This is a genomic window from Mucilaginibacter pankratovii, from assembly GCF_014773265.1.
GTDB classification, from domain to species: domain Bacteria; phylum Bacteroidota; class Bacteroidia; order Sphingobacteriales; family Sphingobacteriaceae; genus Mucilaginibacter; species Mucilaginibacter pankratovii.
The window spans coordinates 89,440-110,831 of the sequence record NZ_JACWMY010000006.1 but is presented as its reverse complement, the minus strand read 5'-3'; the positions used below and the strand labels follow the sequence as shown (position 1 = coordinate 110,831).

The 21,392-nt window shown below is 43.7% G+C and carries 15 protein-coding genes; 2 read left to right on the top strand and 13 right to left on the bottom strand.

What is annotated here, in order from left to right:
* Positions 1–53: 53 nt before the first annotated feature.
* On the top strand, positions 54–2,372 hold the full coding sequence (locus tag IDJ77_RS13140; RefSeq protein ID WP_191189420.1) for a family 20 glycosylhydrolase: 2,319 nt from the start codon (positions 54–56) through the stop codon (positions 2,370–2,372).
* Between the two features lie 214 nt (positions 2,373–2,586).
* Here IDJ77_RS13140 and IDJ77_RS13135 read toward each other — a convergent pair whose 3' ends face one another.
* Both IDJ77_RS13135 and IDJ77_RS13130 read right to left on the bottom strand, forming a co-directional pair.
* On the bottom strand, positions 2,587–3,417 hold the full coding sequence (locus IDJ77_RS13135; RefSeq protein ID WP_191189419.1) for an alpha/beta hydrolase: 831 nt from the start codon (positions 3,415–3,417) through the stop codon (positions 2,587–2,589).
* Positions 3,418–3,434: 17 nt separating this feature from the next.
* Positions 3,435–4,211: an NUDIX hydrolase gene (locus IDJ77_RS13130; protein WP_191189418.1), complete on the bottom strand. Its 777-nt coding sequence runs from the start codon at positions 4,209–4,211 to the stop codon at positions 3,435–3,437.
* 123 nt (positions 4,212–4,334) lie between these two features.
* Here IDJ77_RS13130 and IDJ77_RS13125 point away from each other — a divergent pair, with 123 nt between their 5' ends.
* Positions 4,335–5,327 carry a TIM barrel protein gene (locus IDJ77_RS13125; protein ID WP_191189417.1) on the top strand — a complete coding sequence of 331 codons (993 nt, stop codon included), beginning with the start codon at positions 4,335–4,337 and terminating at the stop codon, positions 5,325–5,327.
* A gap of 91 nt (positions 5,328–5,418) precedes the next feature.
* On the opposite strand, the gene IDJ77_RS13120 is transcribed toward IDJ77_RS13125, so the two are convergent.
* The 11 genes from IDJ77_RS13120 to IDJ77_RS13070 all read right to left on the bottom strand — a co-directional run bounded on the left by IDJ77_RS13120 (position 5,419) and on the right by IDJ77_RS13070 (position 21,242).
* Positions 5,419–8,703 carry a TonB-dependent receptor gene (locus tag IDJ77_RS13120; protein WP_191189416.1) on the bottom strand — a complete coding sequence of 1,095 codons (3,285 nt, stop codon included), beginning with the start codon at positions 8,701–8,703 and terminating at the stop codon, positions 5,419–5,421.
* 152 nt (positions 8,704–8,855) lie between these two features.
* Positions 8,856–9,455, bottom strand: coding sequence for a helix-turn-helix domain-containing protein (locus IDJ77_RS13115; RefSeq protein WP_191189415.1), 600 nt, complete (start codon positions 9,453–9,455; stop codon positions 8,856–8,858).
* Between the two features lie 242 nt (positions 9,456–9,697).
* Positions 9,698–10,612 carry a DUF5977 domain-containing protein gene (locus tag IDJ77_RS13110; protein WP_191189414.1) on the bottom strand — a complete coding sequence of 305 codons (915 nt, stop codon included), beginning with the start codon at positions 10,610–10,612 and terminating at the stop codon, positions 9,698–9,700.
* A 73-nt stretch (positions 10,613–10,685) separates the two neighbouring features.
* On the bottom strand, positions 10,686–13,262 hold the full coding sequence (locus IDJ77_RS13105; protein WP_191189413.1) for an outer membrane beta-barrel protein: 2,577 nt from the start codon (positions 13,260–13,262) through the stop codon (positions 10,686–10,688).
* An 83-nt stretch (positions 13,263–13,345) separates the two neighbouring features.
* Complete coding sequence (locus tag IDJ77_RS13100; protein ID WP_191189412.1) at positions 13,346–14,794, bottom strand: hypothetical protein; 1,449 nt, start codon at positions 14,792–14,794, stop codon at positions 13,346–13,348.
* An 82-nt stretch (positions 14,795–14,876) separates the two neighbouring features.
* On the bottom strand, positions 14,877–17,660 hold the full coding sequence (locus tag IDJ77_RS13095) for a TonB-dependent receptor (RefSeq protein ID WP_317174338.1): 2,784 nt from the start codon (positions 17,658–17,660) through the stop codon (positions 14,877–14,879).
* Between the two features lie 128 nt (positions 17,661–17,788).
* Complete coding sequence (locus IDJ77_RS13090; RefSeq protein ID WP_224751086.1) at positions 17,789–18,997, bottom strand: glycosyltransferase family 4 protein; 1,209 nt, start codon at positions 18,995–18,997, stop codon at positions 17,789–17,791.
* Positions 18,998–19,004: 7 nt separating this feature from the next.
* Positions 19,005–19,169 carry a hypothetical protein gene (locus IDJ77_RS13085; protein ID WP_191189411.1) on the bottom strand — a complete coding sequence of 55 codons (165 nt, stop codon included), beginning with the start codon at positions 19,167–19,169 and terminating at the stop codon, positions 19,005–19,007.
* Between the two features lie 61 nt (positions 19,170–19,230).
* Positions 19,231–19,935, bottom strand: coding sequence for an ankyrin repeat domain-containing protein (locus IDJ77_RS13080; protein ID WP_191189410.1), 705 nt, complete (start codon positions 19,933–19,935; stop codon positions 19,231–19,233).
* A gap of 119 nt (positions 19,936–20,054) precedes the next feature.
* Positions 20,055–20,435 (bottom strand): VOC family protein, encoded by a 381-nt coding sequence (locus IDJ77_RS13075; RefSeq protein WP_191189409.1) that lies wholly within the window; start codon positions 20,433–20,435, stop codon positions 20,055–20,057.
* 237 nt (positions 20,436–20,672) lie between these two features.
* Positions 20,673–21,242 carry an RNA polymerase sigma factor gene (locus IDJ77_RS13070; RefSeq protein WP_191189408.1) on the bottom strand — a complete coding sequence of 190 codons (570 nt, stop codon included), beginning with the start codon at positions 21,240–21,242 and terminating at the stop codon, positions 20,673–20,675.
* Positions 21,243–21,392: the final 150 nt, after the last annotated feature.

The window sequence follows — 21,392 nt, the reverse complement described above, 5'->3', positions numbered from 1 at the left end:
ATCCTGCGCCATAATTCTTAAATTAGCCAGCAGTATCTCACATCTGCCTTATAATGAACATCAATATCTCTCAAAAAATCAGGATTTTATCCGCATTTATTGCCCTCTTTGTTTTTTTACAGGTTAATACGGCATTTGCCCAGGCCGTTGCCGATGACCCGTATATGGGCATCATTCCCGCTCCGGCTTCGCTAAAAAAAGCAGCGGGCATGTTCCGCTTCAATGCATCAACGCAAATAAAAGCAGATAAACCTACCGATAAAACCATTTTGTTCCTGAAGGATTTCCTGAAAAACAACCGGCACTTTACTAACAAGATCTCCAAATACAACCGTAAAGCAAAAACGGCTACAGGGCTTATACTAACTTCAGTTGGTGCCGATAAACTGCCTGCCGAGGGTTATAAACTCAGCATCACCCCAAAAAAGATAACGATTATTGGCAAGGGTGCGGGCTTGTTCTACGGCGTACAAACGCTGATACAGTTACTCCCCGCAGAAACCTCGCCTACCGAATCGCTGCCTTGCGTAACCATTGAGGATGCCCCAAGGTTTGGCTACCGTGGCATGATGCTGGATGTATCACGACATTTTTTTAACGTAGCGCAGGTGAAGGAGGTGATAGAATTGCTGGCCGCTTATAAGCTCAACACCTTCCACTGGCATTTGGTAGACGGGCAGGGCTGGCGCATCCAGATCAAAAAGTATCCCAAACTAACCGAGGTTGGCGGCTACCGCCAGCAAACCATGTATGGCAACAACCGCGACTGGCCCGACAGCCTGAGCTACGGCGGTTTTTACACACAAGACGAGATTCGCGATGTGGTTAAATTTGCCGCCGACCGCTACATCAACGTGATCCCCGAAATTGAAATGCCTGCCCACTCAGATGCGGCATTGCGCGCTTACCCCGAGCTACGCTGCGAACCGGCTGACCTTAAGAATCCGGCGCGCAGCATCAACGGAATCTACTGCCCTACCGAAGAAACTTTTACCTTTTTAGAGAATGTGCTTACCGAGGTGATGGCGCTGTTCCCGAGTAAATATATCCACGTGGGTGGCGATGAGGCCAATAAACAGCCCTGGAAAGAATCGGCATTTGTGCAGAATTTGATGAAGGAGAAAAGCCTGAAGGATGAGAAGGAGGTGCAAAGCTACTTTATCCAGCGGATGGAGAAATTCATTAACGGCAAAGGCCGCACCATGATAGGCTGGGACGAGATCCTGGAGGGCGGACTTGCCCCAAATGCCGTAGTAATGAGCTGGCAGGGCGAAGAAGGTGGCATTGGGGCAGCACGCCAGCATCACAACGTGATCATGACGCCGCAAACCACCGGCAATTATTTCGACCATTACCAAAGCGGCTCGCCGCAGGAGCCGGTGTCGTTCGGCAGGTACGCCGTGCTGAAAGAAACCTACGAGTACGACCCGGTTTCTAAACAGCTCACGCCCGATGAGCAGAAATATGTAATGGGCACCCAGGGCAACCTGTGGACGGAGTATGTACCCACCATGGCCAAGCTGCAGTACCAAATCCTGCCGAGGCTGTTTGCCTTATCCGAGGTAGCATGGACCAAACCGGAGAATAAGAATTACGACAACTTTGCCGATGTACGCCTGGCCAATCATTTTGCCCGGTTGGATGCTAAGGGTTATAATTACCGCGTGCCCACACCTTTTGCCGTGATAGATACCATCCTCTTCGGCCCTAAATTTACTTATACGCCAACATCAGTTGTGCCGGGCGCTAAAATATATTACACCCTCAACGGCCGCGACCCGCTGGATACCGACCTGGAGTACGTTTCCCCGGTAACCATCATTATCCCTGCCAACGAGAAGCGGGAGTTTAAGGCGCGTGTTATAACGCCGACCGGCAGGCGCAGCATTGCTACCCGTGTGCTGATGTACAATCGCCCGTTGATACCTGCTACCACCTATGCCAACGGCAAACCGGGCCTCAAGTACAAACTGGTAAAAGGCCGTTTTACCTCGCCGGACCAGCTGGATTATGTTATGTTAACAGATTCGGCAACGGTGGATAAACTAAACGCAGAGACCTTTAAGAAGGATAACCCATACTTCGGTATTGTGTATGATGGCTATATCGATATCCCCGAAGATGGCAGCTACAATTTTTCGCAGGCATCCTACACCGATACGCAGCTATTTATCGACGGCGAAAAACTTACCGAAACCGAATACATGCTGCCGCTGGCCGAAGGCCTCCACAAAATAAAGGTGAAATATATTTACCAGGCACCAGTACAAACGCCGGGCAGCAGGGTAAAGCAAACACCATTACGGATATATATGACCGAGCCGGGCGATGCCGCCAAAGGTGAAATTGAAGCTACAAGTTTGTTTTATTGAGACAGACATCCCGCGTTTTTCGCGGCAAACGCGTTTAAAATTAGGGTGAAAAAGTTTACAAAAGTTTACACAATTCACATGTTAACTTTATAAATATCTATAAATCAATTAGTTGCTTTTTTACAGGGTTTACATAAAAAACGCCTTTTTAAGCAGTTGATGTGCCGGGAAACACAAACCAGGATAAGACGCCCTGAGCGTTCGGGACGGCTTTTTACCGGGCCTTTTTATTCAGGGCCAGCAAGGCTTCATAAACGGCATTGTGCAAAATGGTGAGATGATCCTCTTTAGGGAGATAGCTATAGGTGGACTTTAAATCCCTGTCGGCCTTTAATATTTGAGAGAGCTTCTTAGCGTCCCCTATCATTTGCGGGCCTTCGCTACCTACGGCCAGGTACGCTTTGATGCCTTTGTAGGAATGCGAGCGGCGCATGGCAACAGCGCCGTTCAGCAGGGTTTCGGTATCCCACCAAAGGCTTGGCCTTACAATGATGTATTGGTTGAACAGCGATGGTTTCTTTAGTAGCACCTCTGTTGCCAGTAAGCCGCCGAGGGATTGCCCGATGAGGGTTTTACTGCTGCTTACCTTATAAAACTTTTGGATATGCGGCTGCAGTTCGGTCTCTAAAAAAATCATGAACTTTGCCGAACCGCCAGATGTGGGCACCAATTTCACGTCGGCCTTGCTGGTAGATGGGTAGGTAAAATCGCGCTTGCGGTCTACATTGGCTATGCCCACTACAATGCTATTGGGCATGGCTTGTATCATGGTTAAAAACTGTACAACGCCAACCACATGGATAAAATCCTCGTCCTTAGAGCCGTCCAGCAAATAAATTACCGGGTATTTAGTGGTGGTGTCTTTATCGTAACCATCGGGCAGGTAAATATTAAGCGTACGGCCTTCATTAAGCACCGCCGATTGCACATGATCAATAATACCAATATTAAGCGGGTAACGCTCGCCCTTGGCAATGGAAGCAACCTGGGCATTTAATAAGTTGCAGGTAAACAATACGGCAAACAACAGCAGCAATTTTCTCATATTCAAAAATAAAACAATCAGCTTAAAACCACGCCATTTTTAAGTGCCTCATCATAGCGTTCCTTATCAAAGCTGTACAAATGCGGCGAACGGTGCGGACCAATGCTGCGCTTTTCGTCGAGCTTGATCAGCAGCCCAAGCGCTATTAATTTCTTGGGAAAATTGCTGATATCGAGTTTTTTACCCAGCAGGGTTTCGTACAGCGCGTGGATCTCGGTCAGCGTGAATTTCTCTGGGAGCATATTGTAACCGATGGGGTAATGGTACAGGTGTATGCGCATGGTGTGCAGGGCTTCGCGTACCATCTCGTCGTGGTCGAATTCCAGCGCAGGCAGGTTATCTATGTCAAACCATTCGCAATCTATGCTCATCATATCGGGCTGTAAAACCGTCCGCGAAAAATCGGTTATCGAATAAAAACCAACGGAGATGGTTTGGTCTATCAGCCAGTTGTTGCGGCTCACTTTTACGCCTAAAATTTGCCCCCACTTTTCCTCGTCAAATTCATCAAATTTAGCGCGGTTTGGGTCGCCAAAGGTTTTAAACTGCTGCAAAAAAAGGTTATCCACGCCGGTGCGTTCCTTCACGTTTCGGGCGGCGGCCTCTACCAGTTTCTCGGTGCGTTTAATATAGCCGCCGGGCAGGCACCAGCCGAATACAGCTTTGTGTTTTATCAGCAACAGTTTTAGCTGCTGTTCGTGGTAACCAAAAATCGCGCAATCTAACGATACATGCGGAACGTACTCCTTATGCCCGTTCAGTATAAAATCTTCTATCTGCTCCTGCGTAACCATGCGCTAAATTAACATTCCTCCGGTTTAAATTTGGCTTAAAATTTATTTAGTAAATTTCACTAAATAATAAAATATTGTATCTACCTTCATTTTTATAAACCTACTAACCAGTAAGCCAACATCATGAAAACCAACCGCAGAGACTTTATCAGGCAAACCGCTATGGGCGCGGCCGGCCTTGGCCTGGCAGCCACCCTGCCCGAATATTTGTATGCCAATACCAGCAAAGAACTGTTCTTTAAGATTGCCGTTTCGCAATTCTCCTTCGCCAGCCAGTTTTGGACAGGGAAATTAAAACCGTTGGATTTTGCGGCAAAGGCAAAAGAGCTGGGTATACCCGGTTTAGATTACTGCTCGATGTTCTTCGCCAATAAAGCAACGGACGCGCAATACCTGGCCGACCTGAAACAACGCGCCGCGGATAATGGCAGCTATAACCTGCGCATTATGATAGATGGCGAAGGCGTACTGGGCGATCTGAACGAAACAGTCCGTTTAAAGGCCGTTGAGAACCACTATAAATGGATAGATGCAGCCGCCACCTTAGGCTGCCCCATGATCCGTGTAAATGTGGAAGGCGATGGCAACCCTGCCGATGTTGCTAAAGCAGCAGTAGACAGTTTAGGCAAGCTAATAGAGTACGGCAAAAAAAGCAAGATAGATGTTATTGTAGAGAACCACGTGGGCATCTCCTGCAATGGCGCCTGGCTGGCAGATGTAATGAAACAGGTGAACAGCAAGCACTGTGGCGTGTTAGCTGATTTTGGCAATTTCTGCATCAACCGCACCAAACCAAAAACCAACGACATTGCCGGATACATGGAAACCAAGTGCCTGGAAGAATACGATAAATACAAAGGCATAACCGAACTGATGCCCTACGCAAAAGGCGTACATGCCAAATCGCACTTTTTTGAGGCGGATGGTAACGACCCCGAAACCGATTTTTACAAGATGTTTAAGATCATCAAGCAATCGGGCTTTAAGGGCTGGGTGAGCATTGAGTACGAAGGTGGCCTGCTGAAAATGTACAGCAAAGACGCTAAGTATCCAGACGATTACGCAGGTACAACCGCAACCAAAAACCTGGTTGAAAAAGCAGGGCGCATGGCATAAGTATTATTTGGGGAATACGGTTTTACAAGCATTTTCAAAAAAAACGCCCGGCATAAGCCAGGCGCTTTTGTATAAAATGTTATTGCTTTATTTAGAACGCGTAGCGCAAGCCAAACTGCATCTGCCAGCGCGAAGCAAACAGGTCTACAGAATATGGCACACCCGGATCGCTGAAGGTGTACTTAGGATATGTTGACGCTACCGAACCAAAGGCCGGTGTTGTTTTAGGCGTTAAGCCCACACTCGCAGTTGAGTTGAACGTATTGGCCGAGAAGTAATATTGTCCCCAGTTTTTGTTCAGCAGGTTGGTTAAGTTCACAATATCGTAAGTAAAGGTGATCACCTGCTTACGTTTACCTTTCCCGAATTTAAAGTCCTGTGAGAAACGGAAATCAAGGTTATTGTTCCACGGCGTAAACGCAGCGTTACGCTGGGTGAACTGCCCACGGCGGGTAGACAGGTATTTATCCTTATCTATAAAGGCATCAAACGCAGCTGCCTGTTGCACCGCGGTTTGGCCACCGGCAACGTCGCTAAAGAAGTTGACCGTTTCGCCTGTTTTAGGGATGTAGGCTAAGCTAACCTGCTGGCCAGTACCGTCTATAGCACTTGGCAGGAAGCCGTACGAATACGGGTTACCCGATTGCGCACTCAGGAAGAAGGTAAAGTTGGCGGTTAAGTTTTGATTGCCACCCCAGTTAACCATATAGTTAAGGGTTGATACGATGCGGTTACGGATATCGAAATTAGAGTTGGCTAACACAGGGCTGTTTGGATTAAGCGCCTGATTCAGCTGCCAGTTGCTTTCCATGGAGTTACGGATACCGTTGGTGATATCTTTAGAGTGTCCGTAAGTATAAGCTACCGATGCATTCAAGCCAAAAGGGAATGTTTTGGCTACCTGCGCAGTTAAGCTGTAACGGTAACCCTGGTTGGTGTTTGATAACAGGTAGGCATTGGTGTACGATGGGTTAACGCCTTTGTTCACAAATATCGGCTGCTGTTTATCTACGTCATACGGGTAGTAAGTTACCTGGTCGGTAATGTTTACCTGCTGGAATTTCAAATCGCGGATAACTTTGGTGTAGATCCCTTCCACCGTAAATTTCCATTTATCGGCAGTGGTATAATCGTAAGCTAAGTTAGTACGCCATACCTGCGGCATTTTAAAGTTATTGTCAATTAAGTCAACCTGGGTTGGGCCGGTGGCGCTTACGTTTGGTGCCGGGTTGGTTTGTTGTGTTACATAACCTAAGCCGCCATTAACCGGTGCCTGTACAGGGTTGGTACCCGGGGTAATGGGTGCTGCTGCGGTTGGCTTTTTATCGTAAGCGCCGTAAGTATCGCCATTGTTATAAAACGCGTAACCAAACCAAGCGAATGGTACACGGCCGGTAAAGAAGCCTGTGCCACCACGCAATATAGCTGTTTGGTCGCCATTGATATCATAGTTAAAAGATACCCTTGGGTTTATTTGCACGTTGCCCAAGTAGTTGTTTTTAATATCAGCAGGTTTTGTATAGGTAAAAGTGTTGCCGTAATTTACATCAACTGGTGCATTGGTTGTTTTGGTGCTTAGCGGCTGTGTGTTTGGCACATCGGCATAGTCAAAACGGATACCCGCGGTAAGCTTAAAGTTATCGGTAAGGTGTATCTCGTCCTGGCCGTAAAGGCTAAGCAGGTTTACTTTAAACCTTGCCGATGGGTTGGCCATAATATAATCGCGGGTGTTGTTTATGTAATTATAATTGGCACGTGTACGTGAAGGGTTATTGGCCAGGAAGTTAGCGATGCTGCTGTAAGCGATACGGCCGTTCCAGGCGTTTACAAAATTGTAGGTGATATCGTAAAACTCGTTGTGTGTACCAAAGGTAAAGGTGTGCTTTCCCTTTATTAAGGTAAGGTTATCGGTAAACTCGGTAGTTTTTTGGCGCATATCAAATATGGCAGCCTCACGGTCGGTACCCAAAAAGATGGTGGTACCCGGTGTGTTACCGGTAATTTCTATCTGCGGCAAAGCGGGGTTAGAGTTCGGGTCGCGGTAGTCATGCACGTTTGAGTAACCCAATACTAAACTGTTGCTTACATTGTTGCTAAAACGAGATTTCAATTCGGCAACAGTTGAGCTGGAGTTGTTATGCGATGTATAGTCGATGCCGCCGAAACGGAAGTTCTGCTGATCGCGCTCTAAGTTAGTAGCGGTTGACGAGATAGTGTTGTTACGTAGGGTTAACTGGTTTTTATCGTTGATGTTCCAGTCGATACGGTTAAAGTATTTGTTGCTGCGCGAGAAGATAGATGTGTTGTTATACGTTCCCGGGTCAATGCCATTTGGATGGGCAGCATCGGTAGTAAATGCTTTAAATGCAGTAACAATTTTATCACCATCAGCCTGGCTTAATATATTAGCTGAACCGTTGTGATCAAGGCCCCTGATAACGGGATCCTGCCGGCGGGCAATTTCTTCGTTGGTGAAGAAGAATAATTTATTTTTGATCAGCGGGAAACCTAAGCGGATCCCGGTTTGATAATCGTGGAAAGACGATGGCAGGCTTGAGCCATCGCCACCCAATGCAACTTTAGAATTGTTTGGGCCTACCAGGAAGGCACCGCGGCCATAGCCGTAAATAGAACCGGTGACATCGTTTGTACCGCTGCGGGTTACCGCGTTGATACTGCCGCCCAAAACGTTACCAATTTTTATGTCATATGGGGCTACCAGCACCTGTATATCCTGTATCGCATCTAACGATACCGGACTGGTACGGGTACTGCTGCCCACCTGGCCCGAAGCGTTAGACTGGCCGCCTAATGACGGGCTAAAGCCTATCGCATCGTTGTTAATGGCTCCATCAAGCGTTACGTTATTGTAACGGTAGTTGGCACCCTGGAACGAGTTGTTATTGCTTTGCGGTGTAGTACGGGTAAGATCCTGCAGGCTGCGGTTGATGGTAGGCAGGTTGCGGATCTGATTTGCGCTGATGCGTGTGCTTGCGCCTGTTTTGCTTGCACCGTTTGTGGCAACAACCTTTACTTCTTTAAGCGAAGTGGTTTCATCTACCAGTAAAAAGTTGAAAGTAGCACTGCCCAATTGTAAGTTGATATCGGTGCGTTCATCCTTTTTGTAACCGATAAAGGTAGCACTAATGGTGTAGGGGCCACCCGCGTTTAAGTTGGGGATGGTGTAGCGCCCTTCGGCATTTGTTTGTGAGCCGTAGCGTGTGCCCGTGCTGGTGTTTATAACCGAGATAGATACACCCGGTAAAGAAATTCCTTTTTGATCTACCACCTTACCGCTGATAACGGCAGTAGTTATTTGTGCGTTTGCGGCTGTGGCAAAAAGTAAAGTGATCAGTATAAAGTATAGCTTTTTCATTTGTGTTATTTTAACACCACAAAGGTTCGGCTACAATGTTAACCCAATGTTATGGGAGGATTATATTTAACTACGCTGTGTACATGCGTGATCCGTTCTTTTATTAATTCAATGTTAACAAAAGATGGGTCTAAAGTGAATTACTGTTCTTTTCAAGCAGTTCCCTTACTCAATTTATGTTCTGCATCCCTTAATTCATCAACATCGAGGTAAAGTGCTTTGGCAAGCAATGGTAACCTATCTGTATTCAGCTCTTTTTTCCCTGTCTCTATCCGGCTGAGCAGGGCGCGGTCTATGTTTATTTTTGCTGCGAGGGTTGCCTGCGAGAGGTTCAGCTCCAGTCGATGATCTTTGATATAAGCACCAAAATTGGTAAAATTCATTAAATCCGACGGACGGGCTACCGCCTGGGATGGGTTTGCGTTTGCCGGATCCTCACCCGGCAAGGCGTTTTGCTCAAAGAACGTACTAAAGTTGGCCGACATTTGCCCGAACAGCTTTTCGTCGATACAATAAGTTACCTCGGCTTTTACGGTTTTGGCTTTGATGATGCCCAGCCCGCGCAATTCCTGTATGTGCTTGTTTATGGTTTTTGTATTAAAGGCGGTGGTATAAAAAGCCTGCTTGCTTAGGCTGTTGCCGTTCTCGGCTATCATCCGCAGGATAAAAACGCGTATAGGCAAAGCAATGGCCCTCGCAAACTGCGATATCTGGGTATCTATCTCACTAAAATGTACATGTAAAAAACTCATCTATTCAACTGCGCTATCTTTTATTTAAGTAAAAAAGCTGCCTCATATGATGAGGCAGTCTTTTTGTGATATTTTATTGCGATTATTTTACAGCACCCGGAGGTGGTGTAGGGCATAACCTGTGGGTTAAAGTTAGTCTAAACGATATTACAAATCAATTTGGTTAACTAATGAAACAGCAGCCATCCACCAACGGCCAATATTGTGTGTAAACATCTATAAGTCTTCAATATAAGTGAGCGCTAATCTACTTGCATATCATAAGTATCAGAAAAATCAGAAATGGCCGTGTTGCTATCTGAAATAATTTTTAACGACACATTTTCAAATGTATGAGCATTAGGAGCATGTAAAGTTAAGTATGGCGTAAAATCTAAAAATGCGTGCCCTGTGTTTGGAACCCCTGTGGCTACAACGCCTTTAAATACCCCACTTTGGTAAACTTGTATAGTAACAGTAGTCGTAGCGACTAAGTCTTTATTCCAATACATGTCGGTTGACCAATCACTTCCATTGTATCTCATAGAATGATCCCAACTCGTAAACCAATGACTATAATCTATAAAACAAGAACCGTTTGCATTAGCCTGCGCTTGTCCATTAGCATTAATCTCATTTTGAGCCTTCTGATCGGCATCCGCTTGAGTGGTTGAGTTGTATTTATTTGCAGGTACGCTATATGCAACACTGGTTCCCGTGTACCCTGTACCGCAATTATTTTTCGTAAAAAACTGTGTTTTAGCAACGTTATAGAAAATTGCCGCCTTAGGCTTTACATTAACGGTAAACGTCAACTTTTTTGAAGGTATGCCTGGGCCACTTACATTAAAAGAAAATGTAACCTGCATATTTATAGTGTTTACGTTAGTTACTTTAAATGTAAATTGGGTTTTGCTCGCAGGAACTTGGTATTGCATAAACAGATTGGTTTGACCAATGCCATCAGCAGTTAAATAATTAGTACCATTGAATGTTGGCGAAGTGTTGTCTGTTCTGGGGTATGAAATATTATTTAAATACGCAGAGTTAGTTTCGCCATTCACTGTGATAGTGTAATAGGTGTCCGACTCAAACGTTGAAGCTGACGGAGATAAAGTCTGCGCAAAGCTACCTGCGTAACAGATTAGTAAAGCAAAGAGTGATAAGATTTTTTTCATGGTTATATTTAAATATTTAGTCAAACTTAATGTTTAAACAATTCGCTTTTCATTAAAATTAATAACATAACAATTAATTAATATTATTAACCTTTAAAATTAATCCCACGATAATATATCGATTTAATCCGGCGAATTTTGCGGTTTGCACGTAATTAGCGCCAACATAATTACTGTAATATTTAAATGAATTGAAGATGTCGTACCCTCTTAACCAAATGGTGCCGCGCTTTTTAAGTATGTTCATATTAACATCACTATTTAATGCCCACGTAAAAGATTTATTAATCCCAGCGTTATAATTGAAATTTGATACGGGGTATAAATTAAGCTGCAAGCTTTTAAAAGAAAAAGAGAATTTATCGCTATAGATAATCGTCAATATTTTGGAGCCGCCGTTTTGATATGTATAGTTATTAAAAGTAATATTCAGATTTGGCGCAATATAAACGTACTTTTTAATTATTGTAAAGGATGTAGTAATGCTTTGACCTATATATTTATTTTTATTGCTATAGCGCTGCTGATTTACGATAACCGGCAATTCCTCATAGCCTACTTTGGTTGTGTAGCTGTAAGCACCAATCGTTTTAAAGGTCTTATTCCATGTAACCGATAGCTGACTGGATATTGAATTCCCAATATTGTCAACAAATCCAATCTGATAAGTATTGGGTTTAATTATCACATTATCGCCGAACTTAGCGCTATAATGCTCAACAAAACCGCTAATACTCAGGTTCAGCGAATCCGATTTCCTCGCATTGTATGCGATATTAAAGCTGCTCTTCAACTCAGGCTTAATGCCGGCGTTCCCTTGCCGCTGGCTGATCAGATCAAAACTATTTCCAATACCTGTTAGTTGATTAACCTCTGGGTAAACAGGGGCTACTCCAACGTTAACAACAAAATCGTTCTTCTTATTTATTTTGTAGTTAGCCTTAACGTCGATAACCGGGTGTGCAAAATGATATTCCCGGGTTGCAATGAATTCCTTAACAACCCGGCTGTTAAAGCTCCCACTTATCAACGCATCAATTGTAATAACATTAAATATTTTATAAAATTTAATCCCCGATTTGTAAATATTATTAAGAATATTTGTAGGAAACTCGTTACTTATTTTTATTGTATCCGAATCTAAATTAGTAGTAAAATTTAACCGTTCGGTTTTAAATGCCGCAGAGAATTGCAGCGAGCCATCTTCTAAAACAGGATGATGGTAATCAATATTACCGGCAAACCCCAGTGTGCTTAATTGCCTTTTTCCTTGCACGTAGTATGTATCCATTCCCTGGCCAAGTAAAGCAAATACCCGGCTATTTTCGTTAACGGTATTACGCTCACTGTTGTAACCTATACCTAAACCTATAAAGCGTCCTTTTGCACTTATAAACTGCTTTTGATATTTTAGGTCACCCGTTAATGCATACCCGTAAGTTGCTCTGTTTTTATTTAATATTGATAAGCTTTGTGTGTTGTTAGCGTCAATTAAATACTGCGATGAATCTATTTGTCGATTGTCGTTATACGTAAAATTTTGGCTATAGCTTAAATTACTGCTTTCATTTATCTTATAATTAATTATTGCCCCAGCCCGCTGTATATCAAATTGTTTAAAGTTTGAAACAACGCTTGTGGAAGACACCTGATCGATCAGTTCATCTCGTCGTTCAGTTTTAAGGTCAGAAGTTCTATTCTGCATTACCCCTTTTGCAGAAAACCTGAATTCAATTTTCTTCCGGATAAAATTTCTGTAGCTAAGGTCTAAAAAGTTTGTTTTAGAATCGCTACCATTAGCCGTAAAACTTACATTCCGGTCTAAAAGCGTGTTATCAACCAGGTTAATATTATTAGCATTCGCTGCTAAAGATATTTGCTCATTCCCATTATATTTAAATAATTCCGCATAACCGAGGTATCTATCTGATGTTCCGACCCCAGCGCTTAGATCGCCAAAAACCGCGCTTCTATATTTTTCTTTCAACTTTAAATCCACTTTAATTATGGGATTTAAAACCGTTGCGTTAGTTAAACTATCAATGTTTGTTTCTGTGATCTCGATATTACCAATTACCAACGCAGGTAACGTTTTATATACATCCAAATTCTTTTTCCCAAAAAACTCACCTCCGTTTACGCTTATATCGCTTACTATCTTACCGTTATAATACAATGTGCCGTTACTGCTACTAAATCCACTCTTACCGGCAAATATCTCATTTACCATAGTAAATCTCTCGAACTTTTCCTTTGAAAAATCGATTCTAACCGTATCTCGATACCTCTTTGTTGCCTTAATAACAACCTCTTTCAGCGCAGTTACTTTAGGCGATAGGTTAATAAATTTAAAATCCAATGTGTCACTTTTTAACCTACTGGGTTTTATCCTTTTGTACTGGTAACCGTTTACCCTAAATTCGAATTGAGTAAAATGGTCGGAACTTACGTTTGAAACAAATTTGCCTTGGCCGTCAGTTCTTAAACTTATCAATTTGCCATTTATATCAACATTAAAATATTCCTTAGCAATAACTTTATCATTAGTAGAATCTCTAAGCGTACCTTGTATTAGTAATTTCTTATCATTTTGTGCAAAAACAGTACTTACGTTAATCAACCATAATAAAACAAAAAGCCACTTGTGCATAAGTATTTATAATATAAATATTAATAAATAAAAATGGCCTCCCGGATTGGAAAGCCATTTTTATCAATTTTAAATTTCTACTATTATTTTACAGCACCAGGGGTGGTGTAAGGCATAACCTGTGGGTTAAAGTTAGTCCAGCCGGCAGTCCAGTCGGTATCACCAACAGCACCACGGAAAGTAACTTTATCAAAGAATGCGATATTAACTTTTGCATTAGTAAATAATGCACCTGAAGCCGATGGCGAACCCGCTACATCCTTAAAATCCGGAGTGCCTGCGTTAGCAAAGTCAGATGAGAATTTAAACGGCGATGTGATCAATGCATCAGCAAATGAAGTTGCAAGGAAAGTGTTGTTAGCTCTCAAAGTTGCTTCGAAGATGGCTTTTTGAACAGCGTTGTCGCCTTTTACTTCATTGCTCTTCCTGTTACTACCGTAGATCAGGTTGTTTTCGAACACTAAACGACCAGCAGTATAGTTGGTTGAAGTTGAACCAGCAGTTGTTACTTTGGAATCGTCAATGTAGATACCTTCCATAAAACCTGCGAATACAGAGTTTAAGATGCTCTCTGCAGTGTTACGGCGAAGCTGTGCACCATGCTGAAAGTTAGCACTGATGTTTGAAGGAGTTGCAGCACCTGATGCTGGGCCTAATAAGGTCATGTTTGAGAAAACAGCCGAAGTTTGTGGTACTTTATCAGAACCAGAACCATCATTATCCGACTCGAACGCGTTTGAACCAGAGTTATCAGCGATAGAAGGGTAACGCTGAGCGATACCAAACTGCACCTTACCCGAGTAACCAAAATCGGTATCAAAATCATCATCTAAAGCACCGATAGATAATAAGTGTTTAGCGTTTACCGAGCCACCAAACCACTCAAATGAATCATCGCCCGAGCGGTAGATCTGGATATAATCAAGTGTTGTACCTGAGCCAACACCACCCATTGTAAGGCCGTTGATCTCATTATCTGGTGAAAAAGGGATACCTGCGTACTCAATACGCACATATTTTAAAGTACCTGAGTTGTCAGCAGCATCAGTACCGCCGTACTGGATGTATTTGGCAGCGTCGCCTTTTGCATCCAAACCACCTTCGATAGGCGTGTTATCGCTCTGGTTAACCGGCGCTTTACCCAACAGGATGATACCACCCCAATCACCAGATGAACGAGTGCCCACAGCAAATGATGAAGTAAATACAATTGGTTTATCAACAGTACCAATAGCGCTGATCTTTGCGCCGCGGGTAATGATCAAAGTACCTTTGCTTGCTTTATCGCCTTTAACAATTGTACCGGCTTCTATAGTAAGTGTTGCGCCGTTTGTAACGTACACAAAACCTTTAAGTGTATAAATTTTGTCAGCGGTCCAGGTAGTGCTGGTAGCAATGTCGCCAGTTACTTCAACAGCGGTTGTTGGAACAACTACAATGGGAGGATCCGGATCGATAACTGCTTCTTTTTTACTGCACGATGCCATCAATATGGTGGTGCCAAGTACTAAAAATAATAATGATTTTTTCATAACTGAACTCTTTCGATTTTTAACAAAGTAATAGATATGGTGTTAACACTGTGTTAACTAAATAATAACAAATGGCTTATTATTAAAACGTGTAATTAAATGATAATGAGTAACTTGTGCCTGGCGTGTACCTTTTGAAAGTGGAGCCCGTTCCAGAGAAATTATATGGCTTTCCATCCAGTTGGTATTGGAAATTATACTTCGCATTCAGCAGGTCGCTACCGCCTAATTTAATCTCTCCTTTGCTTTTCAGAACCTTGTAACCCACCTGGAAATCGAGCACGCTTCTTGGTAACTCGTACACGCTGCTAAACCTGGTTCCGCCTGCATAAAATATCCTTTTGCCTAACCTGTTGAACAGGAGATTGAATGATAATTTGTTATCCAATTCGGTATGGGTTAAACCAGCATTAATCACGTAAGGCGATTGGCCAACCAGGGCACGCTTTGTTTCTAAACGCGGCACGCCATCATTTGGGTTTGTTACTCTTGACTTGGTGAACGACGCATTTACATACGCTGTACTGTTTTTAAAGAAATTGCTGCCATCAATAAAATCAAGCGCTTTACGTGCCTCTAATTCAACACCATATACATAGGCCGATTTGGAGTTGAAGTAGCTAATGGTAGTTGATGAATTCTCATCCGAAATTAAGGGCTCTATTGCGTTTTGGAATTTTTTATAGAACGCCGATACCGAGAATATTTGGCCGGCAGAAGGATAAAACTCATACCTCAAGTCGGCATTGTCAATTACAGTACGTTTTAAGTTTGGATTACCCTGTACCGAAGCCAGCATCTCGTAATCGTAATAAGAGAATAAAGAAAGCTCCCTAAACTCCGGCCTTGCAACTGAACGGTAATATGATGCTCGGAAGTTTGCCTTTTTAGTAAGCGCGTAAGTAAAGTTTACCGATGGCAGGAAATCGGTGTTATCCAATTTCACTTTCGGCTGGTTAGGGTCTTCTGTCTCTACATTCAGGTTAAACTTCTCTACCCTTAAACCGTAAACTACGCGTACATTCTCTCCAATTTTGCTATCCAACATGGCATAACCAGCATTGGTTAGGCTGTTTGCAGTGTACCTATCGGTAAGATTGGGGATCTCATCCAAATTATAAAGGCCCGCTTTGATCAAATTAGGGCCAAACAGCGTTTGGATAGGCCTTTGCAAAATAGCGTTGATATCGTAATTGTCGTTATTCTCGTCTATTACTAAACCTATAAACCTGGCATCGAATTTCCTGTCGCGGTATTGGGAGCTGACACCTATTTTCAAGTTACTTTGTTTAAACAAGCTCACCGGCAGGTTGTAATCTACCTTGCCCGAATAAATATTTTCTGTTAAGTGAGAGAACAAACGGGCGTTCTCTTTAGCCAGGCTGCTCACTGTAGCATAATACGGTTCGCCCGGGTTGCCTTGCTTGTAGTTTATTTTTTTCTGATCGGGCTGATCATTCAGTATGTTACTGAAGCCCAGGTTCCATTTAATTTTAGAGGTTTTTGCGCCCAGGCCGTGCTCGCCTTCCAGGGTTGTTTTAAACAAGCCTTTCTCCAAAAGATCGAAAGCGTAGAATTTATTATCAGACGATGTGGTTCCCGAGTTCGAACCTGTACGGTAAGTGAACTGGTCGTCTAATATACGATTGTACAAGTTTTTAAAGGTGATCTTGTTTTTACCGAAGCTGTAAGCGAAGTTGGCTAATGCCCCAATATTGGTTGAAAACTTGTTTTGTTCGCTATGATAATCGTAGTTATCAAATTGTTGCTGCAAATCCGGAATAATGGTTTGGCTGTTGCGGTATGTTAAAGCAACGGTAGTACCAAAACGGTTTTTGTTTTTGCCTATCTCGGCAACGTTACCCCAGGTTATCTGGTAGTTTTGGCCCGGTAAAGCTTTGCTTTTATAAATACTGAAATCGTTATTAAGGCTTTGGATAGCTTGTATGTTGCGGGGCTTACTTACCTGATTGTTTAATATTTCGGTGCTGGTGGGGAAATTGCTTACCAGCTTACGGGTACCATCATCAAAAGCGAAATAATCGCTTGTGCTACGGAAACCGGCCTGAAAATCTTTAAAAGTGCTTTGGGTATTGTATGAATAGCCAATGCCTACGGTTAAAAAGTTATTATCGGGGATGTCTTTGGTCAGGATCTGTACGTTACCGCCAGCAAAATCGCCTGGAAGATCCGGGCTGGCTGTTTTGCTGATGATGATATTATCTATCAGGCTGGATGGCACGATATCAAACGAAAACGCTTTACGGTTTGGCTCGGTGCTTGGCAGCGGCGCGCCATCTAACGATGCACTGTTGTAACGATCGCTTAAGCCGCGCACTACCACAAATTTATTATCCTGTATGGTGGTGCCGCTTACGCGTTTTAATACATCGCTGGTGTTTCTGTCCGGCGATCTGCGGATCAGTTCCGAAGAAATACCATCAGATATGGATACACTGTTTTTTTGAATAGCGTACAGCGCGTTCACCGATTCCTGGCGGTAGGTAGCTTTAATAACGACCTCGCTTAGGGCCGTTGTTGCCGATGGGGCAAGAGTAACATCAAGCGGGGTGGCAACGTTTGCCTTCACTTCGATATCAGAAATAGATTTTGTGGAGTACCCCATGTAACGTACTAATATGGTGTAGCGGCCTGGAGCTATGCCACCCAAAGAGTAATGGCCGTCCACATCAGTAGCAGCACCTTTGGTGGTGCCTTCTATACTTACGGTAGCGCCTATTAAGGTTTCGCTTGTTTTTTGGTCAATTACCTTACCCACAATTTTGCCGGTGTTTTGAGCCAGCAAAGTGGTTGCAGAAAATGTGGCAAGGACGAATAGAACTGTTGCGTATATAATTTTTTTCACGTGACTTAATTTATCGTAACAAAAGTATTACGTCCGTGTTAGCCCAGTGTTACCAGTGTATTACCATAACAAAGCGTTTATGTTACCCCTGTGTTAAGTACCCCGATTTATCCTAACACAACAACCAACTATACAGCGGTTAATACATTTTTGCCGGCTAACGCATCAACGTCATCAAAATAGGTTGCCGCCAGTTCATCCCAACTAAATTTACTGCTATACTGTAGCCCCTCCTCAATAAACTGGGCCCGCATGGCATCGCTGGCCAATAACAGGCGTATTTTGCCGGCGTATTCCTTGGCATTATAGGGCTGGCATTTAAAGCCATTTACGCCCTGGTCAATAAAATCTTTAGAGCCCCCTCCATCGGCTATTACGCAGGGCAGGCCCGAAGCCATGGCCTCCAGCACTACGTTTCCGTAAGTTTCGGATACAGAGGGGAACAGAAAAACATCCGCAGAGGCGTACAATACCGCCAGCTGGTTATGATTAACCTTGCCGGTAAAAATGGCCTTGGGCATCCGGGCTTTACAGGCCTTTAAAGCTGCGCCGTCGCCCGCAATTATAAAATTTACAGGTGGGCCCTGGGCTTGCAGTTCGTCGTATATTTCAAACAGGGTTTCCAAATTCTTTTCCCAAACCAGCCTGCTGGCAAACAAAATACCGGGGTTGCCGTTCCCGGTAAGTTTATGCAAGGTGTTCTTGTTTTTTTTATAGGGCGAAAATAATTTTGTATCGATGCCGCGTTTCCACAACTGCATCCGCTGCGGTGCTATACCTATGGCGCTTAGTTCTGCTTCGATACTTTCAGAGGGAACGTAAACCTTGTGGCATTGGTTATAAAACGCCTTATGGTTGGCCGCCAGCAGCTGCTTCATGCTGTTTATTAAAAACGGGGCACGTTTAAAGTAATAATCTATATAGGAGATAAAGTGGGTGTGATAGATGGAAATTACCGGCAGTTTGTGTTGCACCGCGTAATTCAAACCAAAAGTACCCAACAGCGATGGCGTTGCAATATGCACTACATCGGGCGCGAATTGCTGCAATGCATCCCTCAACCTGCTTTGCGCGAAAACAGGCAGCGCCATAGAATACCCCGCATTTATGGGCAGGTTTAGGGTGGGTACCTTAATGCTCTCAAATCCGCGGATGTTTGCTGGCCCATCGCCATAAACAAACAAAAACTCAAACCTTCCCCGGTCAATACGGTCGACAAGCTGATACATGGTACGTATGGCACCATCCAGTCCCTCCGTTAATATCTCCGCAAAAAAAACCACCCTAACCTTGCGTTCGATAACGGCCGGCTCAAAATCCGCGTATTGGCTCATCATCGCTTACTCAATAAGGAACCGGGTGACCGCGACGGCTTTTGCGTTTTATTTTATACTGAAGTTTCTCTTCTTTTGATATGCTTTCCCTTTTTGGCGTGCGCATGGCTACCCAAATCACAAATGCTGCTATAGCCAGCATCACCAGGTCAATTGTGCTGTATCCCGCTTCCATAGTTTTCTTTTTTGATACTATAAAGCTACGGCCTTAGTTTAACCGGTATGTTAAGTTGTTATTATGATACGGCTTTATCAAAAAGCGCCATTAATACGGGCGGGCGCTGCTGCCGGGCAATACTTTTTGGCGATGCACCGGCCTTGTTCTCCTGGTTAGGATCTGCGCCGTATTTCAGTAGCAGTTCAATAATTTTTGGCGGATATTTCCTTTTTACCGCCTGATGCAGGCAGGTATTACCGTCCTTATCTGCGGTATTGGCATTCGCTCCGTTTTTTAAGAACCATTCGGCTACCGCAAATTTTTTCCAGTTAATAGCGGCCATTACCGGCGTTTCGCCGATAGAGGCATCATCAATATCAGCCCCATGATATTTAAACAGCTCCGCAGCCTCCGCATCATCATACCAGGCTATGGCAAACATACAGTTACCCGGGTTGGCGCCATTATTTAAAAGCCAGGTGTAGAGCGTTTTGTTGCGCCCGCGTGTATAGGCATACCAAAGCGGCGTAGCGGGGAAATAGCCGCAGCCATCCTTTATCCGGTGAATGGCATTAATATCCATGCCGTTCTCTACAAATAGCCGAAGTATTTGTAAGCTCGCTTCCTCCTTACCCGGGCGGCTGGCAATAACAACGCCGCCTAAATAATGCAAGGCATTTTTACCATCCTCTTCTGCCCAGGTAAGCCATTGTGGCTCCTTCGTCAGCAACCTTTCAATAGCTTCAATGTCGATATTTTTTATGGCGGTGATGAATTTGTTCATGATCAAACATTTGTAGCTTTAACAAACAGCGGTCAGTTTATGGAGGTCGGTAACCCGTTAGGGCATTAAAACAGGTTTTGTTTCATCATCCGCTTATTTAAGGTACATCATACCAATAGCTACCCGGTGGTAAACCCTTCGGCAACTCTTATATAATATCCGTTGATATCTACAAATGCAAACTCTTTTAAGCCGTAAGGGTGCTGTTTCAATTCATCGGCTAATACAATACCTCTTTGTTTAAACTCCGCATAAATATCTTCAATATCCTCCACAAACCACATCAGCGGCAGCCGGTGCGTCGCGTTGTTTATGTCTGCTGTAAAGTTAGGGTCCTCGGCAAAAAGCAGCCGCATCTCATCGCGCCGGACGCCGCCATCCTTATCGCCAAAGCTCCATTCATCGTAAAAGCCCAGCACATCGCGATACCAGGCGATGGTTTCGCCCAGGTTTTTTACCGGCAGGTGCGGCCCGTTGCGAATAAACTTTTTTACCTTCATATAACCAGTGCATATAAAATGGCTGTATAAAAGTAAATACAAAGTAGCTATTAATAAAATAGCACCTGAACAATAAGCTATTAGCAGCCTTTTGCAATAGAAATAAATTTGGGGGAGAAATTTTATTTTACCAGGGCCAGGGGGAATTTGCCGCTGATGTTGATTTATTGATCATTCCGGCAGCCGTGCCAGGTAATCAATAAATCGGTTGTAAAAGTTAATCTTCGGGGGATGAGATCAACCTGCCAGGCAATGGCGCTCTCTTGTTGCTAAGCTGTTCAACTTGTCTTTTAAAATGGCACGGGCACGGTGCAGTGTGGTGCGCGATAATAATTCAGACATACCCAAACTGCTGCCTATTTCCTGGTGCGAGTAACCTTCAATTGCGTACATATTAAATACAGAGCGGTAGGTTTTTGGCAGCTCCTGTACCATTTGCATCAATTCCTGCGCTTCTAAACCATTTGCGTTGTAGCTGTTACTCACCGGGATGTTCTGCTCGGCAAAGTCATCAACCAATACCATAGTTTTTGCTTTGCGGTAGCGTGATATAGCGCTGTGTACCATAATACGGCGGATCCACCCTTCCAGGCTGCCTTCGCCGCGGTAGTTTTTCATGTTTTTAAACATTTTTATAAATCCTTCCTGCAGGATATCCTGGGCCTCATCTTTATCTTTTGCATAGCGCATACATACGGCCAGCATTTTAGGAGCAAGCATTTTATACAACTGTTCCTGTTGCTTTCTGTCGTTCTGTAAGCATCCTTCCCAAAGGGTGCTTAATTTTGTGTCGGTGTTCGGTGTCATAGTGATATTGTCGTGATTCGGTATATGCCAAAACTCAACCATTTTTGCAAGTTGTTGAATTTCAGCTAATTAATTTTATAAGCGATTTTAAACTGTTCGCTTCCGTACAGTTAGCGTTCTTTAGCGTACGTTATTTTTTTGTGTACCCTT

Bases quoted from the DNA above. Each gene is read 5' to 3' on its own strand.
- IDJ77_RS13140 (WP_191189420.1), top strand. From the start codon at position 54: ATGAACATCAATATCTCTCAAAAAATCAGGATTTTATCCGCATTTATT.
- IDJ77_RS13135 (WP_191189419.1), bottom strand. From the start codon at position 3,417: ATGAGAAAATTGCTGCTGTTGTTTGCCGTATTGTTTACCTGCAACTTA.
- IDJ77_RS13130 (WP_191189418.1), bottom strand. From the start codon at position 4,211: ATGGTTACGCAGGAGCAGATAGAAGATTTTATACTGAACGGGCATAAG.
- IDJ77_RS13125 (WP_191189417.1), top strand. From the start codon at position 4,335: ATGAAAACCAACCGCAGAGACTTTATCAGGCAAACCGCTATGGGCGCG.
- IDJ77_RS13120 (WP_191189416.1), bottom strand. From the start codon at position 8,703: ATGAAAAAGCTATACTTTATACTGATCACTTTACTTTTTGCCACAGCC.
- IDJ77_RS13115 (WP_191189415.1), bottom strand. From the start codon at position 9,455: ATGAGTTTTTTACATGTACATTTTAGTGAGATAGATACCCAGATATCG.
- IDJ77_RS13110 (WP_191189414.1), bottom strand. From the start codon at position 10,612: ATGAAAAAAATCTTATCACTCTTTGCTTTACTAATCTGTTACGCAGGT.
- IDJ77_RS13105 (WP_191189413.1), bottom strand. From the start codon at position 13,262: ATGCACAAGTGGCTTTTTGTTTTATTATGGTTGATTAACGTAAGTACT.
- IDJ77_RS13100 (WP_191189412.1), bottom strand. From the start codon at position 14,794: ATGAAAAAATCATTATTATTTTTAGTACTTGGCACCACCATATTGATG.
- IDJ77_RS13090 (WP_224751086.1), bottom strand. From the start codon at position 18,997: ATGATGAGCCAATACGCGGATTTTGAGCCGGCCGTTATCGAACGCAAG.
- IDJ77_RS13085 (WP_191189411.1), bottom strand. From the start codon at position 19,169: ATGGAAGCGGGATACAGCACAATTGACCTGGTGATGCTGGCTATAGCA.
- IDJ77_RS13080 (WP_191189410.1), bottom strand. From the start codon at position 19,935: ATGAACAAATTCATCACCGCCATAAAAAATATCGACATTGAAGCTATT.
- IDJ77_RS13075 (WP_191189409.1), bottom strand. From the start codon at position 20,435: ATGAAGGTAAAAAAGTTTATTCGCAACGGGCCGCACCTGCCGGTAAAA.
- IDJ77_RS13070 (WP_191189408.1), bottom strand. From the start codon at position 21,242: ATGACACCGAACACCGACACAAAATTAAGCACCCTTTGGGAAGGATGC.